This window comes from Marinomonas maritima (genome assembly GCF_024435075.2).
In the GTDB taxonomy this organism is placed as follows: Bacteria; Pseudomonadota; Gammaproteobacteria; order Pseudomonadales; family Marinomonadaceae; genus Marinomonas; species Marinomonas maritima.
The window spans coordinates 664373-678415 of sequence record NZ_JAMZEG020000001.1 but is presented as its reverse complement, the minus strand read 5'-3'; the positions used below and the strand labels follow the sequence as shown (position 1 = coordinate 678415).

General features: G+C 43.5%; 14 protein-coding genes and 1 other RNA gene. 5 read left to right on the top strand and 10 right to left on the bottom strand.

Features of this window, described 5'->3' with window-relative positions; all coding sequences use genetic code 11:
- Positions 1–44: 44 nt before the first annotated feature.
- Positions 45–1547 (bottom strand): lysine--tRNA ligase, encoded by a 1503-nt coding sequence (lysS, locus tag M3I01_RS03310; protein WP_255894157.1) that lies wholly within the window; start codon positions 1545–1547, stop codon positions 45–47.
- 46 nt (positions 1548–1593) lie between these two features.
- Positions 1594–2689, bottom strand: a protein-coding gene (gene prfB, locus M3I01_RS03305) for a peptide chain release factor 2 (protein WP_112140689.1) whose coding sequence is annotated in 2 segments (ribosomal slippage) — positions 1594–2616 and positions 2618–2689 — 1095 coding nt in all. Because the reading frame shifts where the segments join, the coding sequence is not laid out codon by codon here.
- A 144-nt stretch (positions 2690–2833) separates the two neighbouring features.
- On the opposite strand from prfB, the gene M3I01_RS03300 reads away from it, so the two are divergent.
- The 3 genes from M3I01_RS03300 to M3I01_RS03290 all read left to right on the top strand — a co-directional run bounded on the left by M3I01_RS03300 (position 2834) and on the right by M3I01_RS03290 (position 4029).
- Complete coding sequence (locus M3I01_RS03300; protein ID WP_112140691.1) at positions 2834–3133, top strand: cell division protein ZapA; 300 nt, start codon at positions 2834–2836, stop codon at positions 3131–3133.
- A 129-nt stretch (positions 3134–3262) separates the two neighbouring features.
- Positions 3263–3440: non-coding RNA, 6S RNA (gene ssrS, locus M3I01_RS03295), on the top strand.
- Positions 3441–3444: 4 nt separating this feature from the next.
- The gene (locus M3I01_RS03290) at positions 3445–4029 is read left to right on the top strand and encodes a 5-formyltetrahydrofolate cyclo-ligase (protein ID WP_255894156.1); all 585 of its coding nucleotides are present in this window, start codon (positions 3445–3447) and stop codon (positions 4027–4029) included.
- Positions 4030–4048: 19 nt separating this feature from the next.
- On the opposite strand, the gene traF (M3I01_RS03285) is transcribed toward M3I01_RS03290, so the two are convergent.
- From traF (M3I01_RS03285) to astE, 8 genes are all read right to left on the bottom strand, one after another.
- A complete protein-coding gene (gene traF, locus M3I01_RS03285; protein ID WP_255894155.1) occupies positions 4049–5338 on the bottom strand; it encodes a conjugal transfer protein TraF in 1290 nt (429 codons plus the stop codon).
- Between the two features lie 109 nt (positions 5339–5447).
- Positions 5448–6695: a conjugal transfer protein TraF gene (traF, locus tag M3I01_RS03280; RefSeq protein WP_255894154.1), complete on the bottom strand. Its 1248-nt coding sequence runs from the start codon at positions 6693–6695 to the stop codon at positions 5448–5450.
- A 308-nt stretch (positions 6696–7003) separates the two neighbouring features.
- On the bottom strand, positions 7004–7810 hold the full coding sequence (gene kdsB / locus M3I01_RS03275) for a 3-deoxy-manno-octulosonate cytidylyltransferase (protein ID WP_255894153.1): 807 nt from the start codon (positions 7808–7810) through the stop codon (positions 7004–7006).
- Positions 7810–8391, bottom strand: a complete 582-nt coding sequence (locus M3I01_RS03270) for a KdsC family phosphatase (RefSeq protein WP_255894152.1) — start codon at positions 8389–8391, stop codon at positions 7810–7812. The genes kdsB and M3I01_RS03270 overlap by 1 nt, the downstream gene beginning before the upstream one ends.
- A 3-nt stretch (positions 8392–8394) precedes the next feature.
- Positions 8395–9261: a 3-deoxy-8-phosphooctulonate synthase gene (kdsA, locus tag M3I01_RS03265; protein WP_255894150.1), complete on the bottom strand. Its 867-nt coding sequence runs from the start codon at positions 9259–9261 to the stop codon at positions 8395–8397.
- Positions 9262–9329: 68 nt separating this feature from the next.
- A complete protein-coding gene (locus M3I01_RS03260) occupies positions 9330–10304 on the bottom strand; it encodes a KpsF/GutQ family sugar-phosphate isomerase (RefSeq protein WP_275564917.1) in 975 nt (324 codons plus the stop codon).
- A 115-nt stretch (positions 10305–10419) separates the two neighbouring features.
- The gene (gene znuA / locus M3I01_RS03255; RefSeq protein WP_255894146.1) at positions 10420–11394 is read right to left on the bottom strand and encodes a zinc ABC transporter substrate-binding protein ZnuA; all 975 of its coding nucleotides are present in this window, start codon (positions 11392–11394) and stop codon (positions 10420–10422) included.
- Between the two features lie 106 nt (positions 11395–11500).
- A complete protein-coding gene (gene astE / locus M3I01_RS03250; protein ID WP_255894145.1) occupies positions 11501–12517 on the bottom strand; it encodes a succinylglutamate desuccinylase in 1017 nt (338 codons plus the stop codon).
- A gap of 194 nt (positions 12518–12711) precedes the next feature.
- Here astE and M3I01_RS03245 point away from each other — a divergent pair, with 194 nt between their 5' ends.
- Both M3I01_RS03245 and M3I01_RS03240 read left to right on the top strand, forming a co-directional pair.
- A complete protein-coding gene (locus M3I01_RS03245) occupies positions 12712–13248 on the top strand; it encodes an NUDIX hydrolase (protein ID WP_255894144.1) in 537 nt (178 codons plus the stop codon).
- The gene (locus tag M3I01_RS03240) at positions 13154–14014 is read left to right on the top strand and encodes a DUF2927 domain-containing protein (RefSeq protein ID WP_275564916.1); all 861 of its coding nucleotides are present in this window, start codon (positions 13154–13156) and stop codon (positions 14012–14014) included. Before M3I01_RS03245 ends, M3I01_RS03240 begins: the two co-directional genes overlap by 95 nt.
- Positions 14015–14043 lie beyond the last annotated feature (29 nt).

Sequence of the window (14043 nt, the reverse complement as noted above, 5' to 3'; positions counted from 1 at the left end):
TATAAATACATTAGAATTTTTGTCAGTCACTGTCCGGCCTAGGATCAGTCCTGAGGCTTCATATGAGGGAACAACAATACGTCACGGATAGATGGCGCATCAGTGAATAACATCACCAAACGATCGATACCGATACCTTCACCCGCTGTTGGCGGTAAGCCATATTCCAGTGCATTGATGTAGTCTGCATCGTAATGCATGGCTTCGTCATCACCGGCGTCTTTTTCAGCCACTTGACGTTGGAAGCGTTCCGCTTGGTCTTCTGGATCATTTAATTCCGAGAAACCATTAGCGATTTCACGTCCGCCCACGAAGAATTCAAAACGGTCTGTAATGAAATCATTATGGTCATTACGACGCGCCAATGGGGATACTTCTGCTGGGTATTCTGTGATGAAAGTCGGTTGATCTAATTTGTGCTCAGCCGTTTCTTCAAAGATTTCTGTCCAAAGTTTGCCCAAACCCCAAATCGGTTTCACGTCGATTTTTAGATTCTTCGCTACCGCTGTGGCACTTTCTAATGATTCAAGATCTGCCGCAGTCAATTCTGGGTTGTAATGAAGAATAGACTCCAACATAGTCATGCGAACAAATGGCGCGCCAAAGTCGTATTCAGACCCTTGGTACGTCACAGTTTTTGTGCCCAATACTTTTTCAGCAACATCACGCAACATAGCTTCAGTAAGGTCCATCAGATCGTTGTAATCTGCGTACGCTTGGTAGAATTCGATCATGGTGAATTCTGGGTTATGACGAGTCGATGTGCCTTCGTTACGGAAGTTACGGTTAATCTCGAACACACGTTCAAAACCACCCACAACCAAACGCTTCAAGTAAAGCTCAGGCGCGATACGCAAGTACATATTCATGTCCATCGCATTATGATGCGTAACGAACGGACGCGCGGTTGCCCCACCTGGAATCGTCTGCAGCATTGGCGTTTCCACTTCCATGAAACGACGATCTTCTAAGAAACGACGAATGGTAGAAATAATTTTTGAACGCATTTGAAACGTAGTGCGAGATTCTTCGTTTACAATCAAATCAACGTAGCGCTGGCGATAACGCATTTCCATGTCAGACAAACCGTGGTGCTTGTCTGGCAATGGACGCAGTGATTTGGTCAAGAGTTGTGCTTCTTGCATGTCTACATACAAATCGCCTTTACCGGATTTATGCACAGGACCAGAAATACCAATGATATCGCCTAAATCCCATGTTTTTTGATCGGCAAGCAATTCAGGAGACAAGGCTTTACGGTTTACGTAGGCTTGGATTTGACCTGTCATGTCTTGTAGCAACATGAACGCGCCACGGTTACGTACGATACGGCCGGCGATGCTGACTTTATGGTCTTTTTCTTCCAATGCTGGCTTTTCAATGTCACCAAATTCCGCTTGTAAATCCGCTGCATAGGCATTTGGACGGAAGTCATTTGGGTACGCATTGCGCTCTGTACGAATCGCCGCCAATTTAGCGCGGCGCTCCGCTACTAAACGGTTGTCGTCAGATTGTACGGTAGATTCTGTGTTATTTTCGTTAGCCATGATTTTGCTATCTGCTCTTATAAGTTTTTCAAAATGGAACGGCGCTTTATAGGCCCTGCTTTAAACTTGCAACGATAAACTGGTCTAAGTTGCCATCTAGCACGGCACCTGTATTGGAGCTCTCCACTCCAGTACGCAAATCCTTAATACGCGATGCATCCAATACATAGGAGCGAATCTGACTGCCCCAACCGATATCGGATTTGCTGTCTTCTACCGCTTTGGCGGCTTCGTTACGTTTCATCATTTCAAATTCGTACAATTTAGCGCGAAGCTGCTTCATCGCAAAGTCACGGTTGGCGTGCTGTGACCGCTGGTTTTGACATTGCACAACGATGTTTGTTGGTATGTGCGTAATACGTACCGCCGAGTCGGTGGTGTTTACGTGCTGACCACCGGCACCAGATGAGCGGTAAGTGTCTGTACGAATATCAGCCGGATTGATATCAATCTCGACGTTATCATCGATCTCAGGTGACACGAAGACAGACGCAAAAGACGTATGACGACGATTACCTGAGTCAAAAGGTGATTTACGTACTAAACGATGCACTCCAGTCTCAGTCCGCAACCAACCAAAAGCGTAGTCGCCTTCAAAGCGAATGGTGGCAGATTTAATACCTGCCACATCGCCAGCGGACACTTCCATCAGCTCGACGTTAAAGCCTTTGTCTTCACCCCAGCGTAAATACATACGCAATAGGATATTGGCCCAATCTTGTGCTTCGGTACCACCGGAGCCAGACTGAATGTCCAAGAAGGCGCTGCTTTCGTCCATCTCTTTGGAAAACATGCGACGGAACTCCAACTTAGCCAACAGAGCATCAAGCTCTTCCAGCTCAAGTCGAACCGCTTCCACGGAATCTTCGTCGTTATCTTCGACCGCAATGTCCAACAGCTCTTTGGAGTCATTTACACCTGACTCCATACTGTCTAGCGTTTCTACAACGGCTTCTAATGAGGCACGTTCTTTACCTAGTTTTTGGGCATAGTCTGGATCGTTCCAGACCTCTGGATCTTCCAGTTCACGGTTAACTTCTTCTAGACGTTCTTTCTTTGACTCGTAGTCAAAGATACCCCCGTAGGGTTAAAGCACGAGAAGAAAGGTCTTTTATCTTTGAAACTATCGGGTTTATTTCCATATTGGCGTCAATTTGCTATAAACAGTGTGGATAAAGGTGATTCGGAATTGTAACGAATTTACTCGCAGCATAAAATGCCATTCGCTACCCAATGATGGAAAAACAGACCATTTTTTGTGGGCCTTGCTATCAAATGGAGTCAATATGGATAAGCCAACCGTTTCAGTCGCCATACTGGGACAAACTTATAAGATAAATTGCCCTAAAGGGCACGAAGCAGATTTGAAAGAAGCGGCGGAGTATTTGAATAATCAAATGCGCGAAATTAAGGCCGGTGGAAAAATCGTCGGACTTGAAAAAATTGCCGTACTGGCGGCATTGAATATTACTCACGATATGCTTTCTAATCAAAAATACGCTCGTTCCAACGAGCAACAGTTGCGAGAGCTGACGTCGCAGCTTGATGCAGCATTAACGCATCAAACAAAGTTGGTTAATGAATAATCACTCGTGGTTTATTCTTTGATCTACTTTTTTGATTGCAAGCCCAGAACACGAATTTTCTTCATACAGTGCAGAAAACGAATGAGACTACAGAGTGATTTACACAATGAATTACCTTATACTTGAGTTCGTTTCCTGGGTTGTTCGAAGCGGCTTAACGCCCTTGAGCCTATGAGTAATACCCCGGAGAGAGCCTGTTGGTTTGGTGTGCATGTCCGTGCGTCGGAAAGCCTAAAAAATCACAGTTCTTTCCACCTTGAACCACTGGGTTCAAGGCCAATAGCCGAGACGGCAACTTGGGAAACTCTTTTATGACCTCACATCTAGATTCTAGACAAACACTTCGTCGTCAATTACGCCAGGCCAGAAGAAGCTTATCGCCAGATCAGCAATTGAACGCCGCTAAAGCACTGCTCTCCTGTTTTAAAGAACAATTTAGCAACCCACAAATAGTTGATGCGAGACGAATTGCACTTTATTTAGCGAACGACGGTGAGATTTCACCTCATTTATTATGCGAATATTTTTGGCAACAAAACATTCAAACTTACCTCCCCGTCATCCAAGGAAAACAACTCACCTTTGCGCTTTACTCCACAGATACGGTTTGGCAAGAAAATGTCTATGGCATCAACGAACCCATCACGACGAATTACCTTTCAGGGAATGAACTGGACATTGTGCTGTTGCCATTAGTTGGGTTTGACTCAGAAGGCGGACGCCTTGGCATGGGGGGCGGTTTCTATGACAGAACCTTTGCTAATAAAAGAACAGATGAAGCGCCACTGCTGATCGGTTTAGCACACGATTGCCAGCACGTTAACAGCCTGCCAGTGGAGGGTTGGGACGTGCCATTACAAGCAATCTTGACCCCAACACACGTTATTTCTGTTTAATGACATGATGGTGTAGCGCCTAAAAGGCAAAGCCGTAGCCGACAGAAAAATACAAGCTTCGGGGTAGCGTACCACCATCCCCGTCGCTAAATTTTTCTAGTCCATAAGCGAGGTCAAAGTCTAGGCGCCTAAACAAAGTCGCCCCTACCGTCGCATAACTCAATTTACTACCTGCATGATTTTTTCGGTAACCAACACGAATACCTGGGAAAAGAAGGTCATCGCTAAAGTAAGAAAGGGAAATCACCTTCCATTGATATTTATCTCCAACCGGGTCTGCAATGGCGTTCATATCATAGGAGCCAGCAAGAGACCAATTCTGATTCGTCGACATTATCGCCGCGTCTAAGGTTAACTGGGATTTCATTTTGTAGGTTTCTTTTAGCTCTAATTTACCGTCATCTGATAAGCGCACCGACGCATTACAACTGATTAAATCAGAGCCAGACAAGCCATTGCAATTGCCTAAGTCTTCAAAGTCGAACTCAGGCTCGTTAGCATTAGCCAATGAAGCGCCTAATTGATAGTTTGGAGCAGTCCAGATAGCGCCAAGATCTAAACTAACACCGGATTCGACATTGTCTCTTTCTAAAAGAAAATCACCAAAACCATCATCAACATCATTATTCTTATCGGTCAATACAGACAATTTTTTATTCAGTGCTAAGTTATGGACATTAATTCGACCACCAACAATCAACGCCCCACTTACAGGTCGTGATCCCACTAACTGACTGTAGCCAACACCAAAGCGATAATCGGTCACTCTTTTTACATAAAGCGACGTGTCAGAGCTCAATTCCGAGCCCGCTACAGAGATGTCATCCGATAGAACACTAGCACGACTCACCAACGAAGCACTTGCATCCAACGTAAAAGCCCCACGGTTGCTCGTCTTATATATAATTGGCATAAAGGGCACTTGCACTGAGCCAGAGAATTTAGCGTATGCCGTCTCACCTATTTCATTAATAATAGCTTCAGCTCTCAACTCTGCAGCCGCCGCTGTACTCGGGGTATAATCCTTTCGATCTAATATATCTTTTAACTCATCAACCTTATCATCCAAATCGCTAATCTCGCCTGTTTCGTAGCCTAGGGCTAATGGCCCTAAAAAGCCTATGCGAAAACTTTCAATATTGGTCATAAGATAGGGAGCGGCAGGGTTAGCAAGAGAAGTAATAAGGGATTGTCGATTCGCATAGCCACCTAACGCTGTGCTAGACCCAATTGGCTGATAAATGGGTATGGACGCCATCGCACTAGAACTCAATATCGCCATACTCAAAGTTGCTAAATACTTCTTCATTAACTTGCCCGAATCAATTAATAAGGTGCGGTGTGGTTCAATTATTAATAAACAAAAAAACCGATAATATAATACTATCGGCTTTTTATTTATTAACTTGAATAGATTCTTAGAACGCAGTGTCGTAACCAATTGAGAAGTAAGCACTACGAGGTGTATCATCGCCGTCTTCGTCTTCAACGGTCTCTAGAGCAACGGCAAGATCAATGTTCAAACGTTTCAGAAAGGTTAAACCAAACGTAGCATAACTCAGCTCTGAACCTGCCATGTTCTGACGATAACCAGCACGAAGGCCTGGAATGTAGTGTGAATCACCATAGTAAGACAAAGACGCAACAGCCCATTGGTATTCATCACCAACCGCATCTTTTACCTCATTGGCATCATAAGACATCCCTAAAGTAACTTGTTTACCTTTCGTCGACACGGCAAAATCTACCGTGGTTTGCATTTCCATCACGTATTTATCTGATGCACTTATATTATACTTATCTGAAGCTGCGTTTGTGGTGATAGGAGCGCCATCAAATTCAGGTTCATTTATATTAGCAACCGTCAAACCCACCTGATAATAATTAGAGACCCAAACTGCACCCAAATCGATACCAACACCTGTGCTGCTGACGTCATCATCTTTTATCGCATCTGAAATAGCATCACCCGCATCAGTGTTTTTATCATCTAATCTTACAAGTGCACGTCCCATTGAGATCTGATGAAGATTGGCTTTTGCACCACCAACCAGCAGACCGCGAGAGTTTTCCCACATAGCCTGACTGTAGCCTAAACCAATTTGAAAATCCGTTGCCGTTTGAGCATAAAAAGAGGTATCTGTTACTAGCTTTCCAGATACAAGATTGACATTGACATCATCTGCCAATAAATTCCCTTTGGCGACACCGGAAATACTGGCATCTAACATGAAAGCACCGTTCGCTTTGGTCTTGTAAATAACAGGCATAAAAGGTACTTGCATACTTAAAGTGGTCTTCACATACGCACTGTTGCCTATTTCGCCTAAGATTTTATTCGCACGATTCTTATTAGAATTAGCATTTATTAAATTAGCATTATCGATAAGTTCTTCAATCTCTTCAACTTGATCAGCCAAATCACTAACATCACCCATTTCTACGCCGACACTAAGCGGACCAAGAATGCCAAAACGAAAGTTATCGTCATCCTGCTGATTGACCATGATAAAAGGTGCCGCTGGATTACCAAGCGAAGTAGACAATGCTCTTTGATTTGGCGCACTGCTCAGCGTGAAACTAGAACCTGTTGGTTGATTAACGGGCATCGTCGCCATCACCACTGTACTTAACAAACTCGTAGAGATAATTAGTAGCTTTTTCATGATCCTATCCTTTGTAAATCAAAACGGCACATTTTTAGTAAGAAAACATAACAATGAGTGTAAGTGTAAACTCATTCTTTACACATTTCCTACAATAAATTGTTATCTATAGGATAAATAAGCCAAGAGTAATAACTCATGTATCAAAGGTCATGATAGAGAAAGCATTTCAGTGAGAAATTAAGGTGCCGATAATTACAAATTTAAGTCACATGAAAAATGCACGTATTTCACACAAAAAAAAGCGATAGACCTATATTAGGCTTATCGCTTTCATTGAGTGCATGTTGAAATACTAAATTAAAGTGCTAGATACTGTCTAAAGACAACTGATGACGTAGTTTTTCCAAATCTTCAGGCGTATCCACTCCGTGAGTAGGCAAACCATCCGCTATGGCTACTTGAACCTTAATGCCTTGATGCAAGAATCGCAGTTGTTCTAGCTTTTCCCAGCGCTCTAATGGCGACATCGGCAAGTCCGCGTACTTTGCCAATAAACTGGCTCGGTATACATACAAACCAATGTGGCGAAGTGCCGGAAAATCAACAGGTAAAAAACCAGTTTTGCCTGGGTTATTGGCAAAACCATCTCTGTCCCAAGGCATGGGGGAGCGGCTGAAGTACAGCGCACGTTGTTTTTCATCACAAACCACTTTCACCACATTAGGGTTAAAAAAGTCCTCTACTTGATCAATAGCACAGGCGACCGTTGCCATTTCTGCTTCTTGATCTTGGTTTAACGCCTGCACGCTTGAGTGAATCAAAGCGACGGGTAAAAAAGGCTCATCGCCTTGTACATTGACGATGATTTCGTTACTGCTCCAGCCTCTTTTGGCAGCCACTTCAGCAAGGCGCTCTGTGCCATTTTCATGGTCTGCTCGCGTCATAACAACCGACGCACCAAACGCTAATGCGGCTTTTTCTATCACTACGTGGTCTGTGGCAACCGTCACAGATTGCGCTCCTGCTTTCAATGCTAGCTCATAAACCCATTGCAGTACTGGCTTACCACCTAGATCGGCCATCAGCTTTTGAGGAAAGCGCTGAGATGCGTATCGAGCAGGAATGACAATATGAAAATCAGGTAAGTTAAGGTCTTTTATATTTTCTGTCATTATTTTTCAAACTCCGGTTTTTGAGCCAGCTCGTAAGCCTCTTCCAATGACATACGTGTCGCCAAGACGATATCGGACACTTCTCTTGCAACACCCTCACCGCCCGCTTTTTTAAGCACTACTGAGCAATGGCGCTGAACCAAAACATGCGCATCGGATGGGCACATTGCCACTCCAACTTTTGGCATGACCTGAAGGTCAATCACATCATCGCCAACATACGCCGCTTCATTTGGATTAATTCCTAAACGCACCACAAGCTCATCAAACGCTTCCGATTTATTGTGACAGCCAGGAAAAAAATGTTCGATTTTTAACTCTTTCATTCTCTGTCGTAATGGCGCGGAATCTTTCGCCGTAATCACGGCGACCTGAATTCCCCACTTTGGCAGCAGCTTCATCGCCACGCCGTCTTTCACATTAAAACGCTTGATGGTTTCACCTTCTTCGGTATAAAGCAGACGACCATCGGTTAACACGCCGTCTACATCAAAGACCACCAGTTTGAGAGACTGAAGCGTTGCTATTAACGTGTGATCTTCCGACAATGCCTGATACGAAGAAAGAAAAATAGAATCCATCAATTACACACTCGTATCCAATACTTCAAAGGTTTTAACCAGCTCATCAAGCTGCTTCATTTGCTTCAAGAATGGCGCTAATTTCCCCAAAGGCAACGCACACGGGCCGTCACATTTCGCACTGTCTGGATCAGGGTGCGTTTCTAAAAACAAACTGGACAAACCAAGTGACATACCAGCACGAGCCAATTCTGTAACCTGTGCGCGACGACCGTCAGCAGAATCTGAGCGACCTCCCGGACGTTGCAAAGAGTGTGTTACATCAAACATAACGGGGTAGCCCATCTGCTTCATTTCACCAAAACCAAGCATATCCACAACCAAGTTGTTGTAGCCCATCATGGTACCGCGTTCACACAGCATTAAATTGCTGTTACCTGCTTCTTCGCATTTTGTCAGAATATGTTTCATTTCATGCGGTGCTAAAAACTGTGCTTTTTTGATGTTAATCACAGCGCCTGTTTGCGCCATCGCGACAACTAGATCAGTTTGGCGAGACAAGAACGCAGGCAATTGAATCACATCTGCAACTTCTGCGACGGGTGCACATTGATGCTCTTCATGAACGTCGGTAATCACTGGCACACCGAATGTGTCTTTGATTTCTTGTAGAATTTTCAAGCCTTCTTCCATGCCTGGGCCACGGAAAGAATTGATAGATGAACGGTTCGCTTTATCAAAAGAGCCTTTGAAGACATAAGGAATGCCTAATGCTTCCGTCACTTTTACATGCTCTTCGGCCACACGCATCGCCAAGTCGCGAGACTCCAAGACGTTAACACCACTGAACAAGACAAACGGAAGGTGATTGGCGACTTCGATTTTGCTGCCAATTTTAATGATTTTTGATGTTTGAGACTGTTGCGTCATGTGAACTCCGTTTTAAATCAAAGTCGCTCACTCAAAACAAAACAGAGTGGCGAAATAAGTAGAATTATTTATCGATCGTAAATTTCTAAAATACCCGATACGTTCTGACTGTTGTCGACTACCACTAACAAGGTAATTTTATCACGCAGCATTTGCTCTTCAGCCTGCACTATCATCACATTTTCGTTGATGGTTTTAGGGTTAGATGTCATCAAAACCGCCATGGTTTTATGTATCATGCCTTCGCTTTCTTTTAGCATCGCGCGACGCAGGTCTCCATCGGTAAAGATACCCAGCAACTTTTCTGCCTCTTGGATCAAAACGACACCCATTCTGCCATGGGTCATCACAGAAATAGCGTCTTTAAGCGTGGTTCCAGGTGTACAAACAGGAAGGTCGTCTTTGTGCATTAAGTCTTTAACACGCGTTAAGAGCTTGCGCCCTAAACTACCGCCAGGATGAAAGCGAGCAAAGTCTTGTGGTTTAAAGTGTCGACACTCCATCAAGGCAACGGCTAAAGCATCGCCCATTGCGGCGGTCATAGTCGTTGACGTTGTCGGAGCAAGGTTATTCGGACAGGTTTCTCTGTCTACCGAAATATCAAGCACGCAATCACAATGTTTGGCTAAAGTAGATTCGATATTGCCAACCAACGCGATGCTCGGATTTCCAAAATCTTTGAGAGAAGGCAGTAAACGCATTAACTCTTCGGTTTCACCCGAGTAGCTAATAAGAATAAGGGTATCTTGTGCTTGAATCATGCCTAGATCGCCATGAAAAGCTTCACCGGGATGAAGAAAGAAGCTAGGTGTTCCTGTAGATGCTAAGGTCGCGGCGATCTTTTTCCCGATCAAGCCTGACTTTCCCATACCACAGATAATCGTGCGGCCTTTGCTCTCAAGAATCATGCGAACCGCTTTGGCGAACTCTTCCGTGACATTATTGGCTAAGTTGGCAAGAGCTTGAGCTTGTGTAGATAAAGTACGTCGAGCACTCTCAATAAGAACATCGGAGTGAACACTGGTAATGGATGGATCGCTCATAAAGCCTCTCTGCTCGCTGTAATAAACGTAAAGTCATATTATTATACAGAGGAGGAAGCAGGTAGCCTACCAAAGAGCAAATATTCGATACTTACTCTTTGGTAAACAGGAGGAATTATCCTAGGCAACTAAGAAATTGCCCGGTCAAACTGTCTAAAAATGAAAAATAAGCGTTTTTACCCATGGCCACATCGCCTCCTAATGGGTCTAGTGGTGCTGTTTTCACATTGGAGCCTTCCAATAAGGTTTTAACAATCGCTGGGCTAAATTGCGGTTCACTGAATACACACTGAACTTTATGCTCTTCAATTTCACGGCGAATTTCAGCCACTTTTTTCGCCCCAGGCTTACGCTCAGGACTGACGGTAATTTCACCAGAATGGCTCAAACCATAGTGCTGTTCAAAATAGCTGTAACCATCGTGAAAAACAATATAAGGCACCGTGCTCACTTTACTCAAGGCTTGACGAATCTCAGCATCCTTAGCCGTAAGTCCTTTTTCAAAAGCAGCCAAGTTACCTTCATAGTAAGCCGTATTTTTTGCATCTAACGAGACAAGACGCGCAGCGACAGCTTTTGCCAATACTCTAGCATTGTCTGGCGACAACCAAACATGCGGGTCAACACCATCATGATTATGACCTTCGTGCTCATCATGATGCTCTTCGTGCTCGTCATGATGCTCTTCATGCTCGTCATGATGCTCTTCGTGCTTATCATGATGTTCTTCATCTTCGTCGTGATGAGTGTCTTCGGCAAAGTTATGAAGCGACATACCTTCTAGAGCAAGCCATTCAATAGATGACTGCTCTTTACCCGCATTTTTAAGTGGCTTTTCCAAAAAGCGTTCTAACGATTCACCAACCCACACGACGGTGTCTGCATTACTGATTTTTCTTAGGTCCGAAGGACGCATAGCGAAGTCATGAGGCGATGCAGTACTGGATACAATTTGCTGTATGTCAGCATGATCACCCGCAATAGCGGCAACCACCATAGAGACAGGTTTAATACTAGTAACAATTGTAGGTTTAGCTAAAGCTAAAGGAGATAAAGCGGATACGCCCAACGCAAGAAAAAACTTATTCATTACTCTACACCATCAATAAAATGTTATAACGTAACAATACGATATTAAAAAAAGAGATTCAAGCGGTTTTGCTAAAATCTCTCGTTACAAAAGGGCCGTTATCTTGTTAATCGAGCTGTAACTCTTCTAACGAGATTGGCCGAACCATCAAGCCAGCTCGCTGGCCAACAGGCAAGTTAGTATTTGGAAATACAATCGCATCACCTGTTTTCTGAACGATATACTCACTTTTTTCAGAATACGCCAAACGATAACCTTGCTCGAACTGCGTGAAGTTTTTTACATCGCTCTCAATGGACAATTCATAACTTTCATCGTCTTTTATTAGGCTATCTAACACAGTAAATATATGAATATCAGACAGCGAGGCTTGCGCTAACGTGCCCTCTTCTAACAACAACACTAGACTTTTCTCTAGGTCAGCAAAAGCCGATAAGTCGTTCTCGCCAAAATGATGAACCTTACCCAGCTCTACTGTAAAAGCATGAGCACCATGTACCGCATAACTATAATAAGAAAAAGTGGTTGTCGACTGATGTGATAATAACACCGCCTCAATGCCGCTGGCGGCTAAAAAAGCCAACTGCTGGTGGTTATAAATGCCATCTTCTACAAACGGATAAACGACAAACTTTTCATGCATCGATCCACGAATCGCAGTATGCAAATCGTAGTGCAATCTCGTTTGTGTCGTTTCATTGTTGACCATGGAGTAAAAATCACCAACCGCTTTTTCAAGGCATTGCGCTCTTTGCGCCTCAAACCCGTCATAGTTTTGCCACGCACCACTAAACAAGCGATTTAAATTCACATCGCAAAAACGTATTGCTTGGTTCGCAGCGACAGGATTACCAATAAGCACCAGTAAACGAACCGACAATGAAACTCGCCCTTCTAGAATAGAGGTGACCAGCTGATTCACTAACTCAATCGGGCCTGTCTCATTACCATGAATCCCAACCGACAGAACCAGACTAATAGACGTTTCTTGTGTCGGCTCAAGCCTTAAAACACCCGTATTTTCAACAAAACCTGTTCCTGATGGAAATACAAACTGGAACGGCGTAAGCCCATCTTGGTTTGCCAGTGTTACGGCCAAAAAATCATTGTTCAAAATGGTCATTTTTTCCACCAAATAAAGTCCTTAATAAGCGCTCATCATACCGCCTTTCCGACTTCGATGGTTTGCATTCTTTTTACTAGAGTGCAAAACAAAAAAATAGGTCGCTTTCTTTATAGAGCAGAAACCTTTTCTTTCAAGAGAAATGCCGATACCCTTTCATTTTCTACCAGATTCACTTTTAAATTGAGTATTTTATGCCCGAAAATGACGAAGTCATTATCTTAGTCGATAAACACAATACAATAATTGGCGATGTGCCACGACGCTTAATGAACTTTGGCAGAGATTACCACCGTGTCACTTACATTTTGGTGTTTGATGCAAAAGGCAATTTATTGATTCAAAAAAGGACCGATGACAAGGCTTTTTGTCCCGGCTACTACGGCATAACCACAGGTGGTGTGGTTGAAAGAGGCGAAACCTATATCGACTCTGCACACAGAGAGCTACAAGAGGAATTAGGCTTTGATGCACCTTTAGAAAGCCAAGGCGTATTCCTTACCGAAGGAGAAGGGTTTAAAATTTGGGGGAAAATCTACACCTGCTATTATGACCCAGCCATTCAAGGCGAATTGACGTTACAACCAAAGGAAGTGGCTTCGATTCATGAAATGAGCATCAAGAGTATTCTAGAAAATGCACATAACCTTGCATTCACACCCGATTCATTGGACGCGTTACGTCATTACACCAACAAGCTTACTCAGCCACAGCCGAATGATCCGCTTTAGTCTTTGGCTTTTTGCCTTTTTCATAGCGTCACACGCCATCAGTCAAGAGCGCTGGCAAAGTGATGCTTACATCCAAGACAGTTTTATTAAAATTGCCTTGGAGCGCGAATACAAGGAAACCAAGCACCCTAAATTAATACGTTGGGCCAAACCCATTAAACTTTTTTTTGAAAGCGACAGTGGCGATGCCAGCTTGCAAAAAGAACTATTAAGCGTACACGCTCAACATCTTGCCTATATCACCGGCCTTTCCATCGATTTCACCGACGACCCCAAAAAAGCCAATATTTTTGTTATTTTCACAGACTATGACAATATGGAGAATAAGGTTAAGCAATACATAGGCGATCCAGAAAAAATTCGTGCGGCGCTCAATGAAGCTATTTGCTTAGGTAATTTTAGCCGTAATAGCCGCTATGAAATCACCAAAGGCACAATTATCATTCCAGTAGATTATGCGCGCAGAAAAGCACGTTTTTTGGATTGTATTGTGGAAGAAATCACCCAATTATTGGGTTTGCCTAACGATTCGAACGACGTTTTCCCCTCTGTTTTTAATGATGTAAGCATCGATACCTACATTAGTCCACTCGATTATTTACTGCTTAAAGCTCTGTACTCTTCTCAACTCAAACCGGGTATGAATGTAGATCAAACTAAAGTGGCCTTTCCGAACGTATTAAAAGAACTGCATGCGAATAAAGATATAGAAAATGCCGTAGAGCGGGTACAAAAATATAGTCTAAAGGTTTACCTAGGTGACTGATTTTCTGTACAAATAGCCTGTAGCAAACC

What these genes read in the sequence shown, in the direction of transcription:
- lysS (WP_255894157.1), bottom strand. Translation starts at nt 1,547, where the DNA reads ATGGCTAACGAAAATAACACAGAATCTACCGTACAATCTGACGACAAC.
- M3I01_RS03300 (WP_112140691.1), top strand. Translation starts at nt 2,834, where the DNA reads ATGGATAAGCCAACCGTTTCAGTCGCCATACTGGGACAAACTTATAAG.
- M3I01_RS03290 (WP_255894156.1), top strand. Translation starts at nt 3,445, where the DNA reads ATGACCTCACATCTAGATTCTAGACAAACACTTCGTCGTCAATTACGC.
- traF (WP_255894155.1), bottom strand. Translation starts at nt 5,338, where the DNA reads ATGAAGAAGTATTTAGCAACTTTGAGTATGGCGATATTGAGTTCTAGT.
- traF (WP_255894154.1), bottom strand. Translation starts at nt 6,695, where the DNA reads ATGAAAAAGCTACTAATTATCTCTACGAGTTTGTTAAGTACAGTGGTG.
- kdsB (WP_255894153.1), bottom strand. Translation starts at nt 7,810, where the DNA reads ATGACAGAAAATATAAAAGACCTTAACTTACCTGATTTTCATATTGTC.
- M3I01_RS03270 (WP_255894152.1), bottom strand. Translation starts at nt 8,391, where the DNA reads ATGGATTCTATTTTTCTTTCTTCGTATCAGGCATTGTCGGAAGATCAC.
- kdsA (WP_255894150.1), bottom strand. Translation starts at nt 9,261, where the DNA reads ATGACGCAACAGTCTCAAACATCAAAAATCATTAAAATTGGCAGCAAA.
- M3I01_RS03260 (WP_275564917.1), bottom strand. Translation starts at nt 10,304, where the DNA reads ATGAGCGATCCATCCATTACCAGTGTTCACTCCGATGTTCTTATTGAG.
- znuA (WP_255894146.1), bottom strand. Translation starts at nt 11,394, where the DNA reads ATGAATAAGTTTTTTCTTGCGTTGGGCGTATCCGCTTTATCTCCTTTA.
- astE (WP_255894145.1), bottom strand. Translation starts at nt 12,517, where the DNA reads ATGACCATTTTGAACAATGATTTTTTGGCCGTAACACTGGCAAACCAA.
- M3I01_RS03245 (WP_255894144.1), top strand. Translation starts at nt 12,712, where the DNA reads ATGCCCGAAAATGACGAAGTCATTATCTTAGTCGATAAACACAATACA.
- M3I01_RS03240 (WP_275564916.1), top strand. Translation starts at nt 13,154, where the DNA reads ATGCACATAACCTTGCATTCACACCCGATTCATTGGACGCGTTACGTC.